Raw genomic sequence first — 315 nt, forward strand, 5'->3', positions numbered from 1 at the left:
CCCCTTACCTCCGCGCTGCTTGTCGCGGCCCCGGCATTCCCGTTGCTGTCCGATTCGGCACTGGAGCATAACGCCGCGCTCAATCTCCTGCCGCTGGCCGTGTTCTCGCCTATCGAGGCAACGGGTTACGTAGGATGCTTCCCGACAGAATTCATTGGCTCCGGTTCAGGCAGCGCATCGATGCTTGCCGTGGCCCTGGCATACGTCGCGGTCTTTTTTACGGTCGGCGCCGTTGCGACACGTTCCCCCAAACAGCCCGGACCCGCGAAAAAGCACCATGGGCTCGAGCTTCTGGACGCGAGCGTGGGATACGGA

The 315-nt window shown here is 62.9% G+C and carries 1 protein-coding gene; it reads left to right on the forward strand.

Annotation, left to right across the window (positions count from 1 at the left end):
• A partial coding sequence (locus tag DW024_RS10335) for a hypothetical protein (RefSeq protein ID WP_233541383.1) occupies positions 1-315 on the forward strand: 315 nt, incomplete at both ends.

The sequence above is a fragment of the Collinsella sp. AF37-9 genome (genome assembly GCF_003475115.1).
GTDB lineage: Bacteria > Actinomycetota > Coriobacteriia > Coriobacteriales > Coriobacteriaceae > Collinsella.